At 73.0% G+C, this 19,794-nt stretch carries 18 protein-coding genes and 1 pseudogene; 12 read left to right on the top strand and 7 right to left on the bottom strand.

Annotation, left to right across the window (positions count from 1 at the left end; genetic code table 11):
- The first annotated feature begins 48 nt into the window (after positions 1 to 48).
- The gene (locus tag ACQP03_RS33725) at positions 49 to 1,236 is read left to right on the top strand and encodes an ABC transporter substrate-binding protein (protein ID WP_357131451.1); all 1,188 of its coding nucleotides are present in this window, start codon (positions 49 to 51) and stop codon (positions 1,234 to 1,236) included.
- 73 nt (positions 1,237 to 1,309) lie between these two features.
- Here the strand turns inward: ACQP03_RS33725 and ddaH are convergent, their stop codons facing one another.
- A complete protein-coding gene (gene ddaH, locus ACQP03_RS33730) occupies positions 1,310 to 2,095 on the bottom strand; it encodes a dimethylargininase (protein ID WP_433461243.1) in 786 nt (261 codons plus the stop codon).
- A gap of 107 nt (positions 2,096 to 2,202) precedes the next feature.
- Between ddaH and ACQP03_RS33735 the strand changes: the two genes are divergently transcribed.
- Entirely contained in the window at positions 2,203 to 2,664 is a 462-nt protein-coding gene (locus ACQP03_RS33735) for an Lrp/AsnC family transcriptional regulator (RefSeq protein ID WP_354814963.1), read from the top strand.
- A 99-nt stretch (positions 2,665 to 2,763) separates the two neighbouring features.
- On the top strand, positions 2,764 to 3,720 hold the full coding sequence (locus tag ACQP03_RS33740; RefSeq protein WP_433459723.1) for a zinc-binding dehydrogenase: 957 nt from the start codon (positions 2,764 to 2,766) through the stop codon (positions 3,718 to 3,720).
- Here the strand turns inward: ACQP03_RS33740 and ACQP03_RS33745 are convergent.
- The 3 genes from ACQP03_RS33745 to mobA form a co-directional block, all read right to left on the bottom strand.
- Positions 3,717 to 4,811 carry a T3SS (YopN, CesT) and YbjN peptide-binding chaperone 1 gene (locus ACQP03_RS33745; RefSeq protein ID WP_357171774.1) on the bottom strand — a complete coding sequence of 365 codons (1,095 nt, stop codon included), beginning with the start codon at positions 4,809 to 4,811 and terminating at the stop codon, positions 3,717 to 3,719. The two genes, ACQP03_RS33740 and ACQP03_RS33745, sit on opposite strands and share 4 nt — an antisense overlap.
- A gap of 108 nt (positions 4,812 to 4,919) precedes the next feature.
- On the bottom strand, positions 4,920 to 5,183 hold the full coding sequence (locus ACQP03_RS33750) for a DUF6457 domain-containing protein (protein WP_357131438.1): 264 nt from the start codon (positions 5,181 to 5,183) through the stop codon (positions 4,920 to 4,922).
- Positions 5,180 to 5,914 carry a molybdenum cofactor guanylyltransferase gene (gene mobA / locus ACQP03_RS33755; protein ID WP_433459725.1) on the bottom strand — a complete coding sequence of 245 codons (735 nt, stop codon included), beginning with the start codon at positions 5,912 to 5,914 and terminating at the stop codon, positions 5,180 to 5,182. Before mobA ends, ACQP03_RS33750 begins: the two co-directional genes overlap by 4 nt.
- A gap of 102 nt (positions 5,915 to 6,016) precedes the next feature.
- Here mobA and fdhD point away from each other — a divergent pair, with 102 nt between their 5' ends.
- On the top strand, positions 6,017 to 6,880 hold the full coding sequence (gene fdhD, locus ACQP03_RS33760; protein WP_357131432.1) for a formate dehydrogenase accessory sulfurtransferase FdhD: 864 nt from the start codon (positions 6,017 to 6,019) through the stop codon (positions 6,878 to 6,880).
- 6 nt (positions 6,881 to 6,886) lie between these two features.
- Here the strand turns inward: fdhD and ACQP03_RS33765 are convergent, their stop codons facing one another.
- Positions 6,887 to 7,933 carry a DUF4192 domain-containing protein gene (locus ACQP03_RS33765; protein WP_357392282.1) on the bottom strand — a complete coding sequence of 349 codons (1,047 nt, stop codon included), beginning with the start codon at positions 7,931 to 7,933 and terminating at the stop codon, positions 6,887 to 6,889.
- A 152-nt stretch (positions 7,934 to 8,085) separates the two neighbouring features.
- Here ACQP03_RS33765 and ACQP03_RS33770 point away from each other — a divergent pair, with 152 nt between their 5' ends.
- From ACQP03_RS33770 to ACQP03_RS33790, 5 genes are all read left to right on the top strand, one after another.
- Positions 8,086 to 9,000 carry a fructosamine kinase family protein gene (locus ACQP03_RS33770; protein ID WP_357131812.1) on the top strand — a complete coding sequence of 305 codons (915 nt, stop codon included), beginning with the start codon at positions 8,086 to 8,088 and terminating at the stop codon, positions 8,998 to 9,000.
- Positions 8,997 to 10,010, top strand: a complete 1,014-nt coding sequence (gene moaA / locus ACQP03_RS33775) for a GTP 3',8-cyclase MoaA (protein ID WP_357392279.1) — start codon at positions 8,997 to 8,999, stop codon at positions 10,008 to 10,010. Before ACQP03_RS33770 ends, moaA begins: the two co-directional genes overlap by 4 nt.
- Positions 10,011 to 10,013: 3 nt before the next feature.
- Positions 10,014 to 10,268 carry a MoaD/ThiS family protein gene (locus ACQP03_RS33780; RefSeq protein ID WP_355048625.1) on the top strand — a complete coding sequence of 85 codons (255 nt, stop codon included), beginning with the start codon at positions 10,014 to 10,016 and terminating at the stop codon, positions 10,266 to 10,268.
- 12 nt (positions 10,269 to 10,280) lie between these two features.
- Entirely contained in the window at positions 10,281 to 11,531 is a 1,251-nt protein-coding gene (locus ACQP03_RS33785) for a metallophosphoesterase (RefSeq protein ID WP_357392275.1), read from the top strand.
- A gap of 61 nt (positions 11,532 to 11,592) precedes the next feature.
- The gene (locus tag ACQP03_RS33790) at positions 11,593 to 14,793 is read left to right on the top strand and encodes a UvrD-helicase domain-containing protein (protein ID WP_357131419.1); all 3,201 of its coding nucleotides are present in this window, start codon (positions 11,593 to 11,595) and stop codon (positions 14,791 to 14,793) included.
- Positions 14,794 to 14,921: 128 nt separating this feature from the next.
- Here ACQP03_RS33790 and ACQP03_RS33795 read toward each other — a convergent pair whose 3' ends face one another.
- Both ACQP03_RS33795 and ACQP03_RS33800 read right to left on the bottom strand, forming a co-directional pair.
- Positions 14,922 to 15,551, bottom strand: a complete 630-nt coding sequence (locus ACQP03_RS33795) for a prepilin peptidase (protein ID WP_357131416.1) — start codon at positions 15,549 to 15,551, stop codon at positions 14,922 to 14,924.
- Between the two features lie 10 nt (positions 15,552 to 15,561).
- On the bottom strand, positions 15,562 to 16,566 hold the full coding sequence (locus ACQP03_RS33800) for an EamA family transporter (protein WP_357131413.1): 1,005 nt from the start codon (positions 16,564 to 16,566) through the stop codon (positions 15,562 to 15,564).
- 519 nt (positions 16,567 to 17,085) lie between these two features.
- On the opposite strand from ACQP03_RS33800, the pseudogene ACQP03_RS33805 reads away from it, so the two are divergent.
- The 3 genes and pseudogenes from ACQP03_RS33805 to ACQP03_RS33815 all read left to right on the top strand — a co-directional run.
- Positions 17,086 to 17,583: pseudogene (locus ACQP03_RS33805) on the top strand (LppU/SCO3897 family protein); the annotation flags it as partial.
- 398 nt (positions 17,584 to 17,981) lie between these two features.
- On the top strand, positions 17,982 to 18,392 hold the full coding sequence (locus ACQP03_RS33810) for an LppU/SCO3897 family protein (RefSeq protein WP_357131809.1): 411 nt from the start codon (positions 17,982 to 17,984) through the stop codon (positions 18,390 to 18,392).
- Positions 18,393 to 18,525: 133 nt separating this feature from the next.
- Positions 18,526 to 19,764, top strand: a complete 1,239-nt coding sequence (locus ACQP03_RS33815; RefSeq protein WP_357131410.1) for an ATP-binding protein — start codon at positions 18,526 to 18,528, stop codon at positions 19,762 to 19,764.
- Positions 19,765 to 19,794 lie beyond the last annotated feature (30 nt).

Genomic DNA, 19,794 nt, shown 5'->3' on the forward strand with positions numbered 1-19,794 from the left:
CGCCGGAGGGGCGCTGTTCGCCCTGCAACGCTCCTGGGAAGGAACTCGGTGTCGCAGATGAATCGCAGGCGGGCGCTCCAACTCCTGGCCGCGCTCGGTACGACCGGATTCGCCACCGCGTGCGGCTCCGACACCGAGGCTCAGCCGACCCCCACCAAGAGCCCGATCAAGATTGGTCTGATCGCACCGAAGGGCGGCGGCTTCAAGTCCATCGGTGACGACATCACCAACGGCTTCCAGCTCTTCCTCGACCTGCACAACCAGCAACTGGGCGGGCATCCGGTCGAGCTGCTCACCGCCGACGAGGGCGAGACCGCCAAGACCGGCAAGGCCGCCGTCGACCAGCTCCTCAAGCAGAACGTGCTGGCGCTCACCGGCGTGGTCAACTCGTCGGTGATGGTGGGTATCCGCGACACCATCGAGGACGCCCGAATCCCGCTCATCGGGTCGAACGCCTCACCGAGCAGCCTGCAGAGCGTCGTCTACATCTGGCGTACCTCGTACGTGCTGGACGAGGCCGGGCGGGCACTCGGCCGCTACCTGCGCGACCAGCTCCCGGCGAACGGCCGGATCGCGATCATCGTGCCGGAGAACGTGGGCAGCCCGGACGTCGTGCGGGGCTTCAAGCAGGAGTTCGGCCCCACCGACCCGCGCATCGCCGACCCGGTGACCAACACCAGCCCCACCCCGAACCCGAGCAAGACCACCTACGTGGCGGACATCGAGAAGGCGCTGCGCAAGAACCCGACCGCTGTGTTCTGCTTCTTCGCGGGTGCGGCCGCCGTCGAGTTCATCAAGCAGCTCCGCGACCAGTTCTCCGGGCCCGTGTACGCCCCCGGCTTCCTCACCGAGGGCGCCGTGCTGGATAGCCTGGGCCGGGACGCGCTGGGCATCCAGACCGCCCTGAACTACTCGGCCGACCTCAACAACACGTCGAACCGGGTCTTCGCCTCGGCGTACCGCAAGAAGCACCAGAGCACGCCGACGACCTACGCGATGGCGTCGTACGACGCGGCCCAGGTGCTCGACCAGGCCATCCAGCTGACCGGCGGAACGCCCACCCCGCAGCAGGTCAACCTGGCGCTGGGCAAGATCGGCCAGATCGACAGCCCGCGCGGCATCTGGCAGTTCAACCAGCCGCGTACCCCGCAGCAGAAGTGGTACCTGCGGGAGGTCCAGCAGGACGGTCAGGTCATGTCGAACGTGCTGATCAACGAGCTGGCCACGCTGGGCTAGAGCCTGTCGGGACGAAGCAGGGGCCGGCCTCCCGTGGGGAGGCCGGCCCCTGCCGTACTCGGCGCTGTTCGGGTCAGTGCCGCAGTTCGGCGATGCAGCACTTCACGCTGCCGCCGCCCTTCTTCAGCTCGGCCAAGTCGACCGGCACCGGCGTGTAACCGGCGGCCTTGAGCTTGCCCGCCAGTCGGGTGGCCTCGCTGTTGAGCACCACGTTCGCGCCGTCGCTGACCAGGTTGAGCCCGAAGGACAACGCGTCCTCGTCGTCGGCGATCACCGCGTCCGGGAAGAGCTGCGTGAGGACGCGCTGACTGGCCGCGGAGAACGCGCCGGGGAAGTAGACGATGTTCGCGTCGTCGAGGGCGGCGAGCGCCACGTCCAGGTGGTAGAAGCGCGGGTCGACCAGCCGCAACGACACCACCGGCCGACCCAGCGCCTCCTGCGCCTCGGCGTGTGCCGGAATCTCGGTACGGAAGCCGTGCCCGGCCAGGATGAGTCCGCCGTGCGCCTCCGGCACGTACGCGAAGTCGCCCTCGCCCTCGTTGGTCTCGTTCGGGGCGAGGAAACGCCAACCCTGCTGCTCGTAGAACGCGTGGTGCGCGGCGGCCTCGGCGGTCCGCTGCTCGTGCTTGAACCGCGCGCCGTAGACGCTGCCGTCGACCACGAAGGCGCCGTTGGCGGCGAACACCATGTCGGGCAGCCCCGGCTCCGGCGTGAGCAGGTGCACCTCGTGGCCGAGACCGACGAGCGTGTCGCGCAGCCGGTCCCACTGCTTGACGGCCAGTTCCCGGTCGACCGGGGTGGTCACGTCCATCCACGGATTGATCGCGTACTCGACCGCGAAATGCTCGGGCGAGCACATGAGATATGTCCGCTTTCGCGGGACTCGCTGCTGGTTCACGGTCACCAAGAGTAGGTATCGTTGAACTTTGGTAACAGCCACAACCATTGCTTCCCAGAGGCGGAACGTTGCAGATAGACGCCGTTGACCAGCGGATCATTGCGTTGCTTGTCGCCGACGCCCGCGCGTCGTACGCCGACATCGGCACCCGGGTGTCACTCTCCGCCCCGGCAGTCAAGCGCCGGGTCGACCGACTGCGCGCCACCGGCGTCATCCGGGGATTCACGGCCGTCGTCGACCCGGCCGCCGTCGGCTGGACCACCGAGGCGTTCGTCGAGCTGTTCTGCGCCGGCCGGACCACCCCGGCGCAGATCGGCGTGGCCGCCCGCCGACACCCCGAGGTGGTCGGCGCGTACACCGTCTCCGGCGAGGCGGACGCGCTGGTGCACCTGCGTGCCGCCGACATCGCCCACCTTGAGGCGGCCCTCGAGCGGCTGCGCGCCGAGTCGTTCGTGACGTCCACCCGCAGCACCATCGTGCTGTCCCGGCTGGTCGAATCCCCCGGCGTCGGGCCGTCCACCGGCGCCTGACCGTCCGCCGCCCGGCTCGGCCCGCAATGCGCGGCTTGACCTCAAGTCTGGTTCAGGTGTTGGACTCGTGGCGGCATGGCACGACACGAGGGGGAAGTGATGCGGGCGATCTGGCTACGTGAGTTCGGCGGTCCCGAGGTGCTGACGCCCGGCCCGGCGCCGGATCCGACGCCCGGCCCCGGCCAGGTGTTGATCGACGTCGCGCACGCGAACGTCACCTTCGTCGAGACGCAGCAGCGCTCGGGGCGTCCCGGGCCGAACCGGTACGCCCCGCCGCTGATCCCCGGCAACGGCGTCGGCGGCGTCATCACCGCCGTCGGGTCGGACGTCGACCCGGCCCGCATCGGGCAACGGGTGGTCACCGCCACCGGCGGCGCCGGCGGGTACGCCGAACAGGTCGCGGTGGACGCGTCCGCGCCCATCGACGTGCCGGCCGGGCTGGCGCTGGACGCGGCCGTGGCGCTGCTCGCCGACGGGCGTACCGCCACCATGCTCGTCGAGGCGGTCGGCGTCCGCGCCGGCGACCGCGTGCTGGTCGAGGCCGCCGCGGGTGGGGTGGGGAGCATGCTCGTCCAGATCGCGAGGCGGGCCGGCGCACACGTGATCGGCGTGGCCGGCGGACCGCGCAAGGTGGCCCTGCTGCCCGGGCTGGGCGCCGACGTGGCGGTCGACTACCTACGGCCGGGCTGGGCCGATGGCGTCCGCGACGCGGTGGGCGGGGTCGACGTGGTGTTCGACGGCGTCGGCGGCTCGGTGGCCAGGGCGGCGTTCGAGCTGTTGACCCCGGGCGGCCGGATGATCAGCTACGGGCTGGCCAGCGGCGAGTGGTCCCCCGTCACACCGGAGGCCGCCGCCGAACGCCAGATCACGCTGATCCGGCCGGACGTGCCGCCGGCGCGGCTGCGGGCGTACACCATCGGGGTCCTGGGGGCTGCGGCGGCCGGGCAGCTCCGGCCGCTGGTCGGCCAGCGCTTCCCCCTCGAACGCGCCGCCGACGCGCACGCCGCCATCGAGGCGCGCGCGACGGTCGGCAAGACCCTGTTGGACGTGGCCTAGAGGTACATGCCGGTGCGGTGCTGGGAATCGTCACTCCGGACCGGCTTGTCGCCCTCGCCGAAGAAGCGCTTACCGCCGAACTCACCGTGCAGGCGATCGTCCAACTCGTCGGCGAGACCGGTCATCACCTGCACCGCCAGCATGAGATGGGTCGCCTGAAAGTTACGGCCGAAGACCGGGATGGAGGCCCAGACCGTGTCGTCGGCGCAGTACAGGCGACCGATCGGCATGCGGTTGGTCAGCTCCGACAGCTTGACGTAGAGCCGTTCGGTCGGCTCGACCTCGGTGAGGACCGGGGAGAGGACGTCCACCAGCGGCGGATTGTCCCGCACCCGCACGAAGACCATCGCCGAGCCGGCCCGGATGGTGATGTCGCCGTCCGAGTCGATCTGCAACCGCTCGGCGTCGGACTTCAACATCGTGGACACGACGGTACGGACGCGCTCCGGCAGGTCCAGCACGTCGTCCCGGTCGGCGGACGCCTCGGCCAACGCCTCCTGAAGGTCCCCCTCCACGTCGGCGTCCGGGCCGAACTCGCTGCGCGCGGTGCCCAACGGCTCGACGGCCAGTGGCTCGCCGTCGGCGTCGTGCACCAGGTAGACGAGGAAGGCCGGGTGGGGTGCGCCGTACACGTCGCGCAGCGTCCGGGACAGCAGCGGGGCGATCCGGTTGGCCTCCGCCACCGTGCCGTCCAGCCCGAACGCGCCGCCGGAGCCGGCCACCACGCCGGGCGGGGACCAGCCGAGCGCCACCATGTCCGCCACGGCGGCACGGTCCAGCCGGTAGCCCTGCGGCAGCGCCGCGTTACCGACCGCCCGAGCGGAGAGACCGCCGTCGTCGGTCGCGTCGACGCTGATCGAGTAGACGGCGTCACCCGTACCGGAGGCGGTGGGATCGAGGGTCAGTTCGAGGTGCGCGCCGGCCGGTAGCTCGCGTAGCCGCAGGGCGAGCATCCGGGCGAACTCCCGCCAGGCCTCCGTCACCTTGGCCCGCAGATCGGTGGTGCTGGGGTCGTCGAGCAGGATCGACTCCGCCGGCTCGGGTGTACCGCCGGGCTCTGAATCCGACGCCGAGGGGTGGTCAGCCGTCATGATCGCCTCCGTCCGTTCCGATCACCCTACCCACGGTCCACTCGGCTCGAATCAGCCCGGACCGGGATCGGACACCCGGCGCCGTGACACCCGCACGGGGCGCGGCGGTCAGGAGGTGGGGTCGGCGAGTTCGGCGTCGAGCCCGACCGGCCAGTCGGCCGCGAGGGCACTGAGCCGGGCCGCGGCGTCCGCCGGATCGGCGCCACGACCGACGGCCAACCCCAGGAGGTACGCGCTGACCGGCGCACCCGGTCGCACCACCTGGTGGGCGACGTCGCGGGCCAGGTCCAGCACCGCCGGAACCGGCACCTCGGCCGGGTCCAGACCCACCTCGGCGCAGGCCGCCGTGACCCAGTCGTCCAACACCGTCATTGCACCCACTCCTCCGCCCGGCGTACGTCCTCGTCAGTGTCGCAGTCGAACCAGGGCGGCGGACCGGCACCGGCCCACGGCACGTCGTGGATCGCCAGACCGGCCAACAGCGCCCGCATCGAAGCACCGGCCGGACTGCCGCCCCGCTCGGCGGCCAGCCGCAGCAGCCCGGCCCGCAGCGCGTCGACCCGCCACACTCCGCAGAGCGACTGCCGCCGTCCGTCCGCGTCGACGAAGCACACCCCGTCGACAGCCTCAGGGTGAAGGCCGGCCGGGCTGTCCGCCGGGGCGGCGAGTGCCGGGCTGTCCGCCGGGGCGGCGAGTGCCGGGCTGTCCGCCGGGGCGGCGAGTGCCGGGGTGTCCGCCGGGGCGGCTGGTGCTGGCCTCCCCGCGGCGGCGAGGTGGGTCAGCAGGTCGCCGATCGCGGCGCGGGTGAGCAGCGGCAGGTCGGCGGCGAGCAGCGCGACGAGCGTCGTGTCGGGGTCGAGCAGCGCCAACCCGGCCGCCGTCGCGGCGACCGGCCCGCCTCCGGGCGGATCCTCGCGCGTCACCCGTACGTCGTCCGGCACGCCGTCGGCGGGCCCGACCAGCACCCGCGGCGCGGCGTCCCCCACCGCGGCCAGCACCCGGTCGCGCATCGAGCGACCACCGACCGGCAGCGCGGGCTTGTCCACCCCGCCCATCCGGCGGGCGGCCCCACCCGCGAGCACCACGGCGGCGTACGTCCCCATCCGGTCACGGTAGCCGTGCCGGCGCTCGGCCGCCGGGCGCTGCGGGGTGCCTGATGGGCGGCGGCCGTGCGGGCCGGCCGGGGCGGGGTGCAGGATGGCGGGATGGGACGGGCGACTGACCGACGGCGCGTACTGCGGATCGACCTGGACGCGGCCGACGGACGCGCAGCCGTCAAACGGCCTGACACCCTCTCGGTGGAGGAGCCGTTGGAGATCCGGGTCGGCCCGGCCGGTCCGGACCGACGCAAGCCGCTCGCCGTCACCATGCGCACCCCCGGAGACGACCTGGACCTGGCGATCGGCTTCCTGCTGACCGAGGGGTTGATCCGGTCCACCGACGACGTGCTGACCGCTCAACTCTGCTCCGGCGCGGAGACTCCGAACACGTACAACGTGGTGGACGTGGTGCTGGCCCCCGGCGTCCCGGAACCAACCACCGACCCGTCCCGGAACTTCTACACGACCAGCTCCTGCGGGGTCTGCGGCAAGGCCAGCATCGACGCGGTCCGTACCCGCTCGCTGTTTCCGGTCGTCCAGGACCCGCTCGCCGTACCGGCCACGCTCCTCGCCGAGCTGCCCGACCGGCTGCGGGCCGCCCAGCGCGCCTTCGACCGCACCGGCGGGCTGCACGCGGCGGGGCTGTTCACCCCGGCCGGTGAGCTGGTGGCGCTGCGGGAGGACGTGGGCCGGCACAACGCCGTCGACAAGGTCATCGGCTGGGCGGTGCGGGAACGGCACCTGCCGTTGACCGGGCACCTGCTGCTGGTGTCCGGCCGGGCGAGCTTCGAGTTGACCCAGAAGGCCTGGATGGCGGGACTGCCGCTGCTGGCGGCAGTGTCCGCGCCGAGCACCCTCGCGGTCGAGCTGGCCGAGGAGGCGGGAATGACGCTCGTCGGATTCCTGCGCGGCCGGACCATGAACGTGTACGCCGGCCCACAACGGATCACCGTCGAGCAGCCGACCTGACCCGGGTCAGCGGCGGCCGCGTCGACGTCGCTTGCGGGGGCGGACCACGCCGGGCATACCGACCGAGGGCCAGCCGTCCAGTTCGGAGGGGGGTACGCCCCGCCGGAGCAGGTCGTCCAGGAGCAGGGCCAGCGAGTATTCGGGGTGCAGGCTCAGCGTCCGTTCCAGCGCGACCGCCGCCAGGGCCCCCTGACCCGCCCGCCACGCCGCGAACGCCAGGAGCGCGCCGGGCGCGGCGGTCAACTCCGGCTCGGCCCGGCGTAGCACGTCCGTCCAGAGGTCGATGTCCCGCTCGCGGCCGTCGGTCCGTTCCCAGGCGTGGTCGCGGACCGGCAGGTGCCCGAGGAGCAGGCTGAGCCAGGCCACCTCGTCGTCGTCGAGCCGCTCACCGCGCCGCTGTCGTCGTTGCGCGTCGCGGACCGCCGTCACCCCGGCGGAGCGTACGGCCCGCCCGCCCAGCAGGTCGCTGGCGGGCGCCTGCTCGATCAGCTCGATTAGCCGTCGCTCGGCCCGGACGGTGGCCGCCCGCAGCGCCTCGCGGGCCGGGCCGGCCACCGGCGACACCTGCGCCACGAGGGCCGCCCGATCGGGGAGGGCGACCTGACCGGCGAACACGGCCGACGCGGTCACCGCATTGGCCTGCGGGTCGTAGCGCCGACCCTCGGGCGGGCAGCAGTCCACCTCGGTGCACAGGTAGGACCACCACCGGCCGTCGGTCACCCGCAGCGCGTCGAGCACCTCCAGGCCGGCCGCCGTCAGGGCGGCGCGCACCGCGTCCACGCTCGGGGTCACCCTCTCGGGTGACCCGTAGCCCACCACGGTGGCGGCGTCCGCGCCCTGCCGGTGGATCACCCCGGCCAGGTGCCGGGCACGGTCGACCGGATCCGTCGCCGGCTCGGGCAGGTCGGCGCGGGCGGCGAAGATGATCTGTCGACCGCGCAGCGCCACCGCGACCACGCTGTCGGCCGGGTGGAAGCCGAGCAGGTACGGCACGGCGGCGATCAGATCTGCGGGCGAGCGGACGGAGAGCTTCGGACGTTCGGTCGAGGTCATGCAGGAAGGCTGCGTCCGAGCCGCGGAGCCTTCCAGACCCTGTGGATGACACGCGACTTATCCACAACTACGGAGCGTATTCCCAGAGGTAGAAGCGATTCGATGTGCTCACAGGACACCGTGGTGTCATGGGCAGCCGCTACCGTGCGCTGATGGACCTGGCGTACCTGCGCGCGCACCCGGCACACCTGCCGACGTTCCGGACCCACCAGCGGCTCCGGGAGACGCCGGTCGCCGGAGGCGACATCTGCGCCGCCGCCCGGCTGACGCTGGACGACGGTCACTCGGTCTTCGCGAAGTCCTGGCCGGAGGGGTCCGACCGGCCGGCACCCGAGGGCTTCTTCGCTGCCGAGGCCGCCGGGCTGCGCTGGCTGCGGGAGGCCGACGCGATCGGCGTACCCGAGGTGATCGTGGCGTTGCCCGACCTGCTGGCGCTCGACTGGGTGGAGCCCGGCGAGCCGACGCCGCAGGCCGCCGATCGCTTCGGTCGGGAGTTGGCCGCCCTGCACCGGGCCGGCGCGCCTGCCTTCGGCGCGCCGTGGGACGGCTTCATCGGTGCGCTTCCTCAGGACAACACCCCCGACGACGGCCCCTGGTCGACGTGGTTCGCGCGGCGGCGACTCGTTCCCTACCTACGCCTGTCCGTCGACGGCGGTGCGCTGACCAGCAGCGATGCCGCGCTCATCGAACGGGTGATCGGGCACGTCGGTGAGTTCGGCGGGGACGAGCCGCCGGCCCGCGTCCACGGCGACCTGTGGCCGGGCAACGTGCTGTGGGGCATCGACGAGCGGGCCTGGCTGGTCGACCCGGCGGCGCACGGCGGGCACCGCGAGACCGACCTCGCCCAACTGGCGCTCTTCGGTGGTGTCGCGCAGCTGGACCGGGTCCTTGCCGCCTACCGGGAGAGCTGGCCGCTGGCCGACGGTTGGCGCGAGCGGGTGCCGCTGCACCAGCTGCATCTGCTGCTCGTGCACACCGCGCTCTTCGGCGCCGGTTACCGCGATGCGGTTGTCCGGGTCGCCCGAGCCGCCCTGGTCGGCGTCGAGCGCGCTACGGTCGACCGGTGAGTGTCGACCGACGTACCGACGGCGTCCTCGTCGACCGGTACGGCCGCGTCGCGCGGGACCTGCGCGTCTCTCTCACCGACAAGTGCAACCTGCGGTGCACGTACTGCATGCCGGCCGAAGGGCTGCCCTGGTTGGCCGGCCCGGAGCTGCTCACCGACGAGGAGATCGTCCGGCTGATCCGGGTGGCCGTCGAGCAGCTCGGCGTGACCGAGGTGCGATTCACCGGCGGGGAGCCATTGATCCGGCCCGGACTGCTCGGCATCGTGGGCGCGGTCGCCGCGCTCGATCCGCGCCCCCGGATCTCGCTCACCACGAACGGCATCGGCCTGGACCGGCTGGCGCCCGCGCTGCGGACGGCCGGCCTGGACCGGGTGAACGTCTCGCTGGACACCCTGGACGCGGCCCGGTTCGCTCAGCTCACCCGCCGTCCCCGCCTGGACGCGGTGCTGGCGGGGCTCGCCGGGGCGGCGGCCGCGGGTCTCGACCCCGTAAAGATCAACTCAGTCCTGATGCGTGGGGTCAACGAGGACGAGGCGCCGGCCCTGCTCCGCTTCGCGCTCGACCACGGCTACCACCTGCGGATCATCGAGCAGATGCCGCTGGACGCGCAGCACGGCTGGGACCGGAGCACGATGGTCACCGCCGAGAAGATCCTGGCCTCCCTGCGTACCCAGTTCGACCTCAGCCCCGACCCGGCCGAGCGCGGCGCGGCGCCCGCCGAGACCTGGCTGGTCGACGGCGGCCCGGCCCGGGTCGGCGTGATCGCCAGCGTCACCCGGCCCTTCTGCGGCGACTGCGACCGCACCCGGCTGACCGCCGACGGCCAGGTGCGCGCCTGCCTGTTCGCCACCGAGGAGTCCGACCTACGGGCGGCGCTGCGCGACGACGCGACCGACGACGAGTTGGCGCAGCGGTGGCGTACCGCGATGTGGGGCAAGCGGGCCGGGCACGGCATCGACGACCCCACCTTCCTCCAGCCGACCCGGCCGATGTCCGCGATCGGGGGTTGAGTCGTGGAACCGAGGCCGTTGACCGTCCGCTACTTCGCCGGGGCGCGGGCCGCCGCGGGCCGCTCGGAGGAGGTCACGCCTGCCGGCCGGTCTCTCGACGACCTGACGGCCGAGCTGTCCCAGCGGCACGGCGACCGACTGGCCGCCGTGCTGCGGGTGGCCAGTTTCCTCGTGGACGGCGTCACCTGCCATGATCGTCGGGCACCCCTGCCGGGCGGGGCCACGATCGATGTCCTACCCCCGTTCGCGGGCGGCTGAGGGGGCGCGCACATGTTGGCGGTTCTAGGGTTCATGGGCGTACTGGCCCTGGTCACCGGGCTGATTCACCTCTACCTGTGGAAGCGTCTCGTCCGGGACACGACGACGCCGGGTCGCTGGCGGCGGGTCGGCGGGATCGCCGCCGGAGTGCTGGCGGTGCTCGTACCGGTCACCCTCGTCGGCACGCAGGCCGGCCTCTACTGGCTCGCCTGGCCGGGCTACGTGTGGCTCGCCGTCATGTTCTACCTGCTGGTCACGCTGGTCGTGCTGGAAGTGCCGATGCTCATCGCGCGTCTGGTGCTACGCCGCCGGGTGACCGTCGCCGAGCCGACCACCGCCGCGCCCGAGCCGGTGCTGGTCGGGGCCGCCGGGCCCGCCGATCCGCCGGCCGCCGGCGCGGTCGCGGCACCGGACCACGACCCGGCCCGTCGCCTGCTGCTGGCGCGCGGCGCGGCCATCTTCGCCGGCCTCACCGCCACCGGCATCACGGGGTACGGCGTCCGCACGGCGCTCGGCCCGCCCCGCCTCGACCGGGTGCGGATCCCCCTGGCCAAGCTTCCACGCAGCATGGACGGCCTGCGTATCGCCACCGTCTCCGACATCCACCTCGGCCCGCTGCGCGGCCGGGCACACACCGAACGGATCGTCGCCGCGATCAACCGCCTCGACGCGGACCTGGTCGCGGTCGTCGGCGACCTGGTCGACGGCTCGGTCGCCGAGCTGGGCCCGGCCGCCGCGCCGCTGCGTGACCTGCGCTCCCGGTACGGCAACTTCTTCGTCACCGGCAACCACGAGTACTACTCGGGGGTCGAGGAGTGGGTCCAGGAGGTGGACCGGCTCGGCCTGCGGGTTCTGCAGAACCGCCGGCAGGAGATCCAGGCCCGGGGCGGTGTGCTCGACCTGGCCGGCGTCAACGACCTGAACGCGGACCCCAAGGGCACCGGCCTGGCCGCCGGCCCGGACTTCGAGGCCGCCCTCGGCGACCGCGACCCGAGCCGCCCGGTCGTCCTGCTCGCACACCAGCCGCTCGCCGCCAAGCAGGCGGCCCGCTACGGCGTCGACCTGCAACTTTCCGGGCACACGCACGGCGGGCAGCTGATGCCGTTCAACCTGGCGGTCCGTCTTCAGCAGCCGGTGGTGAGCGGGCTCGGCGAGGTCGACGGCACGAAGGTCTACGTGACCAACGGCGCCGGTTTCTGGGGTCCGCCGGTGCGGGTGGGCGCCGAGCCGCAGATCAGCCTCGTGGAGTTGCGCTCGGCATAGCGGAGGTCACGTCCGCGCGTGGCGGAAGGCGGGCCGCGTGGCGGGCGTGACAGGATGCGGCGTGCCCCCGTTCAGTGACGTACCCCCCGGTGGCCTTGCGCCCTTCGTCGCGGACCTGCACATCCACTCGAAGTACTCGCGCGCGTGCAGCCGGGACCTGACCCTGCCGACCCTCGGATGGTGGGCGCGGCGCAAGGGCATCGCCCTGCTCGGCACCGGCGACTTCACCCACCCCGCCTGGTACGACCACCTGGTGGAGACGCTGCGCCCGGCCGAGCCTGGGCTCTACCGGCTCAGCGAGGAGACGGAGCGCGACATCGCCCGCCGGCTGCCGCCGCGACTGGCCGGTACGACCGACGCGGACGCGGTCCGTTTCATGCTGAGCGTGGAGATCTCCACCATCTACAAGCGGGACGACCGGACGCGCAAGGTGCATCACCTGGTCTACCTGCCCGACCTGGAGGCGGTGGCCCGCTTCAACACCGCTCTGGGGCGGATCGGCAATCTCGGCTCCGACGGCCGGCCGATCCTCGGTCTGGACTCGCGGGACCTGTTGGAGATCACGCTGGAAGCCAGTCCGGACGGGTATCTCGTGCCGGCGCACATCTGGACGCCGTGGTTCTCCGCGCTGGGCTCGAAGTCCGGCTTCGACGCGATCGCCGACTGCTACGCCGATCTGGCCGAGCACATCTTCGCCGTGGAGACCGGTCTGTCGTCCGACCCGGCGATGAACTGGCGGGTCGGCAGCCTGGACGGGTACCAGCTCGTCTCCAACTCGGACGCGCACTCGCCGCCGGCCCTCGGTCGGGAGGCGACCGTGCTGACCGGCGAGCGGGACTACTTCGCCGTCCGGGAGGCGCTGCGCAGCGGTGTCGGCCTGGCCGGCACCATCGAGTTCTTCCCCGAGGAGGGCAAGTACCACGCGGACGGGCACCGGCTCTGCGGCGTCAACTGGTCCCCGGAGCGGACCCGGGCCGCCGGAGGGCTCTGCCCCGAGTGCGGCAAGCCGCTCACCGTGGGCGTGCTCAGCCGCATCGAGGAGCTGGCCGACCGACCCGACGGGCACCGCCCGGCGCACGCCCGGGACGTCACCCACCTGGTGCCGCTCGCCGAGATCCTTGGTGAGATCAACAAAGTGGGCGCCCGGTCGAAGAAGGTCGAGGGGCGGCTCAACGAGCTGCTCGCCGCGCTCGGCCCCGAGTTGGAAATTCTGACCACGACGCCGCTGTCCGACATCGCGCAGGCCGGCGGTGAGCTGCTCGCCGAGGGCATCGGTCGGCTGCGGCGGGGCGACGTACGCCGGGTGCCGGGTTACGACGGCGAGTACGGGGTGATCACGCTGTTCGATCCGGCGGAGCTGGGCACGGGCGCTGGCACGGCGCAGGAGACGCTGTTCGACGTACCCGTGTCGGTGCCGTCGCAGCGACGTCCGGCGGAGCCGGCGGCTCGCGCGACGGCGAAGCGCCCGGCGGCGGCCAAGGCGGAGTCGAAACGCAAGCCGGCCCCGCCTCCCGCGCCACCGATCGCGCCGCCGCCGTCACCGCACGAACCGTTCGAGCCGATGCTCTCCGGTATGGAGGAGGTCGGCACCGGCCTGCTGGACCGTTTGGACGCGATGCAGCGGGTGGCGGCGTCCGCTCCCGGCGGACCGCTGCTCATCGTGGCCGGACCGGGCACCGGCAAGACCCGGACGCTGACCCACCGGATCGCGTACCTCTGTGCGGAGCTGAACGTCTTCCCCGAGCACTGCCTGGCGATCACGTTCACCCGCCGTGCGGCCGAGGAGCTGCGGCACCGCCTGGACGGGCTGCTCGGTCCGGTCGCCGAGGACGTCACCGTGGGCACGTTCCACGCGCTGGGGTTGACCATTCTGCGGGAGAACGCCGACGCGGCGGGCCTGCCGGCCGGCTTCCGGATCGCCGACGACGTCGAGCGGGCGGCGGCCCGGTCTGAGGCGGGTGACGACACCGCCGGCTACACGGCGCGGCTGCGCAAGCAGGACCTGGTCGACCTGGATGAACTGGTCACCCTGCCGGTGGAGCTGCTGCGCGCGGACCGCAAGCTGGTCGAGCGGTACCGGGACCGCTGGCGGTGGATCTTCGTCGACGAGTACCAGGACGTCGACGCGGTGCAGTACGAGCTGCTGCGGTTGCTCAGCTCCGCCGACGGCAACCTCTGCGCCATCGGCGACCCGGACCAGGCGATCTACTCCTTCCGGGGCGCCGACGTCGGCTACTTCCTGCGTTTCTCGCAGGACTTCACGGACGCCCGGCTGGTCCGGCTCAACCGGAACTACCGCTCGTCGGCACCGATCCTGGCCGCCGCCGTGCAGGCCATCGCGCCGTCCTCGCTGGTCCAGGGCCGGCGACTGGATCCGGCCCGGCTCGACCCGGAGGCCCCGCTGGTCGGCCGATACCCGGCGGCGTCCGTGGCCGACGAGGCCGACTTCGTGGTCCGGACCGTCGACGAACTGGTCGGCGGGCTGTCCCACCGATCGCTGGACTCGGGCCGGATCGACGGCCGGTCCACCACGCTGTCATTCTCCGACATCGCCGTGCTGTACCGCACCGACGCGCAGGCCGCTCCGATCGTGGACGCCCTGACCAGGGCCAACATCCCCGTGCAGAAGCGCTCGCACGACCGGCTTCGGGACCGGCCCGGGGTGGCGGCGATCGCCCGCGAGCTGCGGCACGCCGACGGGTTGGCCGGGTCGCTGGCGGCCCGGGTGCGGCTGGCCGGCCAGACGGTCGCCGAGCGGTTCGCGGTGCCCACCCTGGACGGCACGGGTAGCGGGGCCCGCCCCGAGGACGTGCGCTCGGCGGTGGACCTGCTGACCCCGCTGGCCCACCGCTGCGGCGACGACCTGGAGGTGTTCCTGTCGCAGCTGGCCACCGGCGCCGAGGTGGACGCGCTCGACCCGCGCGCGGAGGCGGTCACGCTGCTGACCCTGCACGCCGCGAAGGGCCTCGAGTTCCCGGTGGTCTTCCTGGTCGGCGCCGAGGACGGGCTGCTGCCGCTGCGCTGGCCCGGCTCGACGCCCGACGAGGACGCGGTCGCCGAGGAGCGCCGACTCTTCTTCGTCGGCCTGACCCGGGCCCAGGACCGGCTGTACGTCAGCCACGCCGCCCGCCGTACCCGGCACGGCGCGGAGCGCGACTGCGCCCCCTCGCCGTTCCTCGCCACGATCGACCCGGGCCTGTTCGAACGGTTCGGCGAAACGGAACCCCGCCGCCCCAGGGACCGCCAACTCCGCCTGATCTGAGCCCCGGGGGGCGCGGAGGCCAGGTGGCACGTTGAGCGTGATGCCTCAGAGGCATCAAGATGACTCAGAGGCATCACGCTCTTTCGGGCGGGCCGGCGGGAACGCGCCGTGCCGGGCATGCCAAAATCTCAGCCGAGGAGCACGCCGAGCCACGCGCCAGCGAGCAGGGCCGGCCCGAGCGGGAGCAGGGTGTCGCGGCGTACCCGTCGCGTGGCGAGCAGGCCGACCACCAGCCCACCCTGTAGCAGGTGCGCCAGCAGGAGCCCGGTGAGCAGGGCGTCGTGTCCCAGCCAGCCGAGCGGCAGTCCGAGGACCACGGCGAGCTTGACGTCCCCGAAGCCGAGCCGGGATCTCGGCAGCAGGGCGAGCAGCACGTGCGCCGCGCCGCAGAGAACCGCACCGACCAGAGCGCCGACCAGACGCCCCGGAGTGGCGGCCAGCAACGCCGTCCCGGTCAGGCCGCCGAGGGCCAGCGTGCCGGCAGCAGCGACCAGTGGGTCGGGCAGCCGCAGGCACACGAGGTCGACCACGGCCAGCACCAACCCCACCACCGCCACCGCGACAAGGACCGGCAGCGCCGGGTCGTCGCGCCGCACGGTGGCGAGCCCCACGAACACCACGACCGCCACCGGTGGACAGAGCCAGGCCGACCCGATCCGCCGCGCCGGCGGATCGACGAACCGCCGGGCCAGTGAGGGTACGACCAGACCGACCAGACCGCCGAGCAGCGCCACCCCGAGCAGCGTGGCGGCCGACATGGGCCGGACGTTACCGGCGGGCTCCCGTCCGCGCCGCCCCCGATCGTGGTTCCGCTGCCTTGCCGCGTGGACGTTCGGTGCTCACTACCAGGGCCACCCCGGCGACGATGACCGCCCCGCCGAGCAGCACCTGCGGCGTGATCGGCTCGGCCACGAACAACGCGCCGAGCGCCACCGCGACCGCCGGGTTCACGTACGCGTACGTCGACACCAACGAGATGGGCGCGCTCTGCAGCAGCCAGACGTACGCCGTGAAGGCCACCAGCGATCCGGCCACCATGAGGTAGCCCAGCGCCAACCAGGAGCGGGCGCTGACGGCCGACGGGTGGAAGTCGCTCAGTTCACCCCGGCCGGCGGCGACCACGGCCAGGGCCAGCGCTCCGGCCGCCATCTCGTACACGGTCGCCACGAACGGGTCGGCGGGCATTCCGATCCGTCCCGACAGGAACGACCCGAACGACCAGGCGGCGGCTCCCGCCACCACCGTCAGCGCACCGACCAGTGGCACCGCATCCGAGGTACCGGCCGGCAGCACCAGCAGCACCAGACCGACGAAGCCCACGGTGACCCCGGCGAAGGTCCAGAGCGGCGGTCGGTCGCCGGTGACCGACCGCAGCAGCACCACGAGCAGGGGCACGGTCGCCACCAGCAGGGCGGCGACGCCGGAGGGCAGCGCCACCCCGGGCGGCCCGGACTCGGCGAGCACCACCAGCCCGTTGCCGCCGGCGAGCAGGAGCACACCGACGAGCGCGGCCGAGCCGAGCTGTCGAGGCCGCACGCGGAGCGCGCCCGGCCCTCGGCGCAACCGCAGCACCACCGCCAGCACCAGACCGGCCACCGCGAACCGCATCGTGGCGGACAGCAGCGGCGGCAGCGTCTCCACCGTGATCCGGATGGCCAGATAGGTGGAGCCCCACAGCAGGTAGACCACGATCAACGCGGTCCAGACCAGGCTTGGCGCGGCGTCGGCGCGGCGGCCGGATGCGGCGGCGGCGCTCGGTGGAGGTGAGCTCATCGGTGGACCACGCTACGGTGACCTCGGAGTCGGCGTCGCGCTTTGGTGGCCGGCCTCTCACCACTTGTGCAGGAGGGCGGCATGACGAACTACGGACCACCGGGTGAGGGCTACGGACGCCCGTGGCGTGGGCAACGCCCCGACGAGACGCCCAACCGGCCGCCGCAGCAGCCCTATCCGCCGGCCGCGGAGCCCTATCCGCCGGCGGTCCAGCCCTACCCGGTGGCGTCGCAGCGGCCCGGACCCTACGGCGACGGCCCGTACGGCGGCGCACCGGCGGCGCCCTATGAGGGCGGCCAGTACGGAGGCGGCCAGTACGGAGGCGGCCAGCACGGAGGCGGCCAGCACGGGGGCGGCCAGCACGGGGGCGGCCAGCACGGGGGCGGCCAGCACGGGGGCGGCCAGTACGGAGGCGGCCAGTACGGGGGCGGGACGGGGACGCCGTACGGCGGCGGGGCCTCGGAGCCCTACGGCGGCGCGTACCCGACCGTCGACGGGAACCCGGCTTACGGCCCCGGGCCCTACCAGCCCGACGGTGACGGCCCCGAATCCGGGCCGCCGAGGCGCGGACGGGGACCGCTGATCGCGGTGCTGGCGGTCGTTCTGCTGCTGGTGGTGGCCGGCGGCGCGTACTGGTTCCTGCGGGGATCGGACGATCCGGCGCCGACCACGGCCGCGCCAAGCGGCTCGGCCGCCGCGGCGGAGCCCACCGCCGGTGTGACCGAACCGGACGAGCCGGCGCCGAGCGCCGCGGCGCCGGAGTCGTCGGCCGATCCGCGGTTCGTCAAGGTCGGGCAGTGTGTACGCAACGACGGCGTGTCGGGCGGCAAGCCCAAGCTGCTGATCAGCGGCTGCGCGCCGAAGTCGTACGAGGTGCTACGCCGCGTCGACGGCGCGACCAGCGGTGAACGCGACGCCGAGGCCAAGTGCGCCAAGGTCGAGGGCTACACGAACTGGTACTTCTTCGATAGCGAGCTGGACACTCTCGACTTCGTGCTCTGCCTCAAGCAGCGCTGACCACCCACCCTGGGGATGACATGACGACCTACGGACCACCGGGTTCCGGGCAGCCGGACGACCCGTACCAGCGTCCGCCGACCGGCCCCGGCGGCCCGCCACCGGTCGATCCGACGCTCCCGCAGTGGGGGCCACCACCTGAGCCCTCGCAGTGGGCTCCGCCGCAGCAGCCGGCGCAGTGGAACGCTCCGCCGCAGCAGCCGACGGAGTGGAACGCTCCACCGGGCCAGCCGGCGCAGTGGAACGCTCCGCCGCAGCAGCCGACGCAGTGGAACGCTCCGCCGGGGCCGTTCCCGCCCGCCCCCGGTCAGCCGGGAGCACCGTTGGGCCCGCCGCCGCCCGGCGCGTACCCGATGCCGCCCGCCGCCCCCGCCGGTCGCAACGGCCGCAAGGTCGCCCTGATCGTGGGGTTGGTCGTGTTGCTTCTGCTCTGCCCCTGCCTCGGTCTCGTCGGCTGGGCGGCCTGGCGGATCGCCGACTCCGACAGCGACGTCACGCCCGTGCCGTCGGCGAGCGCGCCGGTCGTTCCTCCCGGCCTACCCAGCGATGCGCCGAGCCAGGTCGCGCCGTCGCAGGACGAGGAGGAGGAGTTCGCCAAGGGCGACTGCGTGGTCAACGACGGCAGCGAGGACGACGCGGAGCTGCGCAAGGTGCCGTGCGGCCCGAACACCTACCAGGTGCTGCTGCGGATCCCGGCGACCACCGACGGGGACCGGTGCGAGACGCTCGCCCCGCAGGCGACCGCGAACTACGTACACGACAACTCGATCGACCTGTTCGACTACGTGCTCTGCCTGAAGAAGCAGTAGACGATTCCCGAAACTAGGGCTGTCTAGCGTGGACGCTAGACAGCCCTAGTTTTGTCTCGACGACCCCGACACGCCGTAGCCTCATCTATCCATATCTAGCTTCCCAGCTAGAGGGCCCGATATTCTGCGATGCGTGGATCCGGTCCGCAACCCGTACGCCCCCGGCGCCGGTCAGCGCCCACCCGAACTCGCCGGACGGGGGCGCGAGCTGGACGTGTTCGACATCGTGCTGGAACGCATCGCCCGCGGCCGGCCCGAGCGCAGCCTCATGCTCACCGGGCTGCGCGGCGTCGGCAAGACCGTCCTGCTCAACACCCTGCGGTCACAGGCGATCAACCGGCTGTGGGGCACCGGCAAGATCGAGGCTCGTCCGGACCAGTCACTGCGCCGCCCGGTCGCCGCCGCGCTGCACATGGCGGTCCGCGAACTCGCCCCACGCCACCGCGCCCCAGACCGGATCGACGCCTTCCTCGGGGTGCTCAAGGCGTTCGCCCAGCGGTCCACGCCGACAGGCCGCGGGGCCACGCCCAAGCTGCGCGACCGGTGGCAACCCGGCATCGACGTACCCGCCGCCAGTGGCCGGGCCGACTCCGGCGACATCGAGATCGACCTGGTCGAGCTGTTCAGCGACGCCGCCGACGTGGCCAGCGACGTCGGCACCGGCATCGCGCTCTTCATCGACGAGATGCAGGACGTCGGGCCGGAGGACGTCTCGGCGCTCTGCGCCGCCTGCCACGAGCTGTCCCAGATCGGCGCCCCACTGATCGTCGTCGGCGCCGGGCTGCCCCACCTACCGGCCGTGCTCAGCGCCGCCAAGTCGTACTCCGAGCGGCTCTTCCGCTACCAGCGCATCGACCGGCTCGACCGGATCGCCGCCGACCAGGCGCTCTGCGCGCCGGCCGAGCGCGAGGAGGTGGAGTACGAGCAGAAGGCGCTCGACCTGCTCTACGAGAAGTCCGGCGGCTACCCGTACTTCGTCCAGGCGTACGGAAAGGCGACCTGGGACCACGCGCCGCGGTCGCCGATCACCGCGGCGGACGTCCGGGTCGCCGCGCCCGAAGCCGAGGCCGAACTGGCGGTCGGGTTCTTCGGCTCCCGGTTCGAGCGGGCCACCCCGGCCGAGCGTGAGTACATGCGGGCGATGGCCACGCTGTCCCTGGTGGAGGGCGAAGCCAGCGGGACGGTACGCGACGACATGGACGCCGCCGTGCCCACCGCCGAGATCGCCCGCGCCCTCGGCCGCAAGCCGGCCAGCCTCTCCCCGGCCCGGGACGCGCTGATCAAGAAGGGGCTCATCTACTCCGGCGAGCGGGGCACGGTGGCCTTCACCGTTCCACACTTCGGCCGCTACCTGCGCACCCAGCCGGCCTGACCCCGCGACCGGTCGGCCCGACGGGCGCGG

It is taken from the genome of Micromonospora sp. CA-248212 (assembly GCF_050948405.1).
Taxonomy (GTDB): Bacteria; Actinomycetota; Actinomycetes; order Mycobacteriales; family Micromonosporaceae; genus Micromonospora.

What these genes read in the sequence shown, in the direction of transcription:
- ddaH (WP_433461243.1), bottom strand. Translation starts at nt 2,095, where the DNA reads ATGTGCTCGCCCGAGCATTTCGCGGTCGAGTACGCGATCAATCCGTGG.
- ACQP03_RS33740 (WP_433459723.1), top strand. Translation starts at nt 2,764, where the DNA reads ATGCGGGCGATCTGGCTACGTGAGTTCGGCGGTCCCGAGGTGCTGACG.
- ACQP03_RS33745 (WP_357171774.1), bottom strand. Translation starts at nt 4,811, where the DNA reads ATGACGGCTGACCACCCCTCGGCGTCGGATTCAGAGCCCGGCGGTACA.
- ACQP03_RS33750 (WP_357131438.1), bottom strand. Translation starts at nt 5,183, where the DNA reads ATGACGGTGTTGGACGACTGGGTCACGGCGGCCTGCGCCGAGGTGGGT.
- mobA (WP_433459725.1), bottom strand. Translation starts at nt 5,914, where the DNA reads ATGGGGACGTACGCCGCCGTGGTGCTCGCGGGTGGGGCCGCCCGCCGG.
- fdhD (WP_357131432.1), top strand. Translation starts at nt 6,017, where the DNA reads ATGGGACGGGCGACTGACCGACGGCGCGTACTGCGGATCGACCTGGAC.
- ACQP03_RS33765 (WP_357392282.1), bottom strand. Translation starts at nt 7,933, where the DNA reads ATGACCTCGACCGAACGTCCGAAGCTCTCCGTCCGCTCGCCCGCAGAT.
- ACQP03_RS33770 (WP_357131812.1), top strand. Translation starts at nt 8,086, where the DNA reads ATGGACCTGGCGTACCTGCGCGCGCACCCGGCACACCTGCCGACGTTC.
- ACQP03_RS33785 (WP_357392275.1), top strand. Translation starts at nt 10,281, where the DNA reads ATGTTGGCGGTTCTAGGGTTCATGGGCGTACTGGCCCTGGTCACCGGG.
- ACQP03_RS33795 (WP_357131416.1), bottom strand. Translation starts at nt 15,551, where the DNA reads ATGTCGGCCGCCACGCTGCTCGGGGTGGCGCTGCTCGGCGGTCTGGTC.
- ACQP03_RS33800 (WP_357131413.1), bottom strand. Translation starts at nt 16,566, where the DNA reads ATGAGCTCACCTCCACCGAGCGCCGCCGCCGCATCCGGCCGCCGCGCC.